The following is a 1,384-nucleotide window of genomic DNA, read 5'->3' on the forward strand; positions in this document are numbered from 1 at the left end:
GCACAGGTATCAGCGGCGTCTGTGACGGGGACGAACGCGGAGCCGGGCACGTTGATGGCGCGGGTGCTCGCACCCGCCAACCTCAAGCGTGCGTATCAACGCGTAGTCAGCAACAAGGGGGCGCCGGGTGCCGATGGCATGACGGTCGCCGACTTGGGGGGCTACGTGAAACAGTATTGGCCGATCCTTAAGGCTCGGTTGCTGGCAGGCGAGTACCACCCGCAAGGTGTACGCGCCGTCGACATCCCCAAACCCAAAGGAGGAACACGGCAACTGGGTATCCCCAATGTCGTGGATCGCCTGATTCAACAGGCTTTGCTGCAACAGCTCACGCCAATCTTCGACCCTCTGTTCTCGGACTACAGCTACGGCTTTCGACCGGGTAGAAGCGCTCACCAAGCCATCGAAACAGCCCGCGCCCATGTGGCGGTGGGTCACCGCTGGTGCGTGGAACTTGATCTGGAGAAGTTCTTTGATCGGGTCAACCACGATGTATTGATGGCCTACATCGAGCGTCAAATCGAAGATAGATGTGTGCTCACGCTGATCCGTCGTTATCTCGAAGCGGGAACGATGTCAGGCGGACTCGTCAGTCGCCGGCAGGAAGGGACGCCGCAAGGCGGCCCGCTCTCGCCGTTGCTGTCGAACATCCTGCTCAACGAACTCGATTGTGAATTGGAACGGCGGGGCCATCGTTTTGTACGTTATGCCGACGATGCGAACATTTATGTGCGCAGTCGTCGCGCAGGCGAACGGGTGATGGCTAGCGTTGAGCGTTTCCTGAGGCAGCGCCTGAAACTGACGCTGAACCGGGAAAAGAGCCGAGTAGCCGGATCGTGGATGTGTGATTACTTGGGCTATGGGATGAGCTGGCATCGACAGCCACGGTTACGAGTGGCAACGATGAGCTTGCTTCGCTTGCGCGACCGGCTCGGGGCGCTTCTGCGCGGAGCACGAGGACGTAAAATGGCCTATACCATTGAGCGTATAAACCCTGTGCTGCGCGGTTGGGCTGGATACTTCAAGCTCACTCAGGGCAAACGCGCTTTAGAGATACTTGATGGGTGGGTGCGTCACAAGCTTCGTTGTGCTCTTTGGCGGCAATGGAAACGGCCCTCAGCGAGGGCGCGCAACCTGATGCGCTTGGGGATAGACGAGCAGCGCGCTTACCAGTCAGCGTTCAATGGTCGAGGCCCTTGGTGGAATTCGGGGGCACCTCATATGAATCAGGCGCTGCCGAAGAAGCTCTGGGATGGACTCGGACTGGTCTCGATACTGGATACGATAACTCGGCTTAATCGCATAATTTGAACCGCCGTATACGGAGCCGTACGTACGGTGGTGTGAGAGGACGACGGATGTAAATCCGTCTCCTACTCGATTC

At 58.4% G+C, this 1,384-nt stretch carries 1 protein-coding gene; it reads left to right on the plus strand.

Going from position 1 to position 1,384, the window contains the following annotated elements; genetic code table 11:
* On the plus strand, positions 1–1,311 hold a 1,311-nt coding region (ltrA, locus tag AACY02_RS25900; protein ID WP_339434355.1), incomplete at its 5' end, for a group II intron reverse transcriptase/maturase.
* Between the last annotated feature and the right edge of the window lie 73 nt (positions 1,312–1,384).

The sequence above is a fragment of the Pseudomonas sp. EA_65y_Pfl2_P78 genome, assembly GCF_963970495.1.
In the GTDB taxonomy this organism is placed as follows: Bacteria; Pseudomonadota; Gammaproteobacteria; order Pseudomonadales; family Pseudomonadaceae; genus Aquipseudomonas; species Aquipseudomonas baetica_A.